A 503-nucleotide genomic window follows, 5' to 3' on the forward strand; every position below is an offset into this window, starting at 1 on the left:
GCGCAGATGCGGGCGCATCTGCCGGTCGAGCCGCGAACGCTGCATTAAGTGACGTGTTGTCTCGGCGGGCCTCTTCGCGGGACAAGCCCGCTCCCACAGAATCACCACAATCCCCAAAGAAGCGGAGGGTCAACATAATCCTCTACAACAACGGGGTACTTGTGGGAGCGGGCTTGTCCCGCGAAAGGGCCAGCCCAGACAACCAAATTTTCGAAGGGAGATCGACAATGACCACACCCGCCGTCACACCCGGCGAAACCTGTTTCTACCAAGGTGAAGGCCAAAGCCAACCACTGTTTCGCATCGAACCCGGCATCGACTGCCAGTTCGCCCGCGAACAAGCTTCCGAACTGATGGGTTACGCACGGGACATGACCCTGGATGGCCTGATGGAGCGAAACCACACGCTGATCTGGGCCTCGTATTACCTCACAGCCCTGGCCAAGGCACTGCTCGACGATGCTGAGATCGGGCTGATGAAGGCCAAGGCCGTTTGACGAAAA

Annotated in this window: 1 protein-coding gene; it reads left to right on the plus strand. The window is 58.8% G+C overall.

Annotated features, from left to right (window positions below):
• The first annotated feature begins 227 nt into the window (after nt 1-227).
• On the plus strand, nt 228-497 hold the full coding sequence (locus tag KY379_RS27240; protein ID WP_261242926.1) for a DUF3077 domain-containing protein: 270 nt from the start codon (nt 228-230) through the stop codon (nt 495-497).
• The last annotated feature ends 6 nt before the right edge of the window (nt 498-503 follow it).

This window comes from Pseudomonas sp. HD6422 (assembly GCF_025377065.1).
GTDB classification, from domain to species: Bacteria; Pseudomonadota; Gammaproteobacteria; order Pseudomonadales; family Pseudomonadaceae; genus Aquipseudomonas; species Aquipseudomonas putida_U.

Coding starts and splice junctions, on each gene's coding strand:
- KY379_RS27240 (WP_261242926.1), top strand. CDS start 228: ATGACCACACCCGCCGTCACACCCGGCGAAACCTGTTTCTACCAAGGT.